Annotated in this window: 1 protein-coding gene; it reads right to left on the reverse strand. The window is 69.0% G+C overall.

Going from position 1 to position 323, the window contains the following annotated elements:
- A partial coding sequence (locus ACZYZF_RS29485) for a DUF222 domain-containing protein (RefSeq protein ID WP_463837603.1) occupies positions 1–323 on the reverse strand: 323 nt, incomplete at both ends.

Here is a 323-nt window from a genome sequence, read left to right on the forward strand (position 1 = left end):
GGCACCACGACCGGTTTGTGTTTGGCGTTGGCGGCCAGGTTGCGCACCGTCTCGGCGGGCAGGATCCCGTAGCCGGGTAGGTATCCCGGATCATCGGAGGTGCCGTCTAGGGTCGATTCGGTGGCCAACACATGGACCATTGCGGCGGTAGCGGCGGCCCGCTGCTGGCTGGCCGGGCAGTCCGGTAACCCGCACCGGCATTGCAGCTGGGATTGCAGGCGGGCCAGCGGACCGATCGCATCGGCGCGGCGCTGGGCATGGGTGCGGGGATCGTGCTCACACACGGTGTCGGCCAACGCGTCCAGACGTTGATCCAGGGCGGC

Source organism: Mycobacterium sp. IDUB_24, assembly GCF_055419385.1.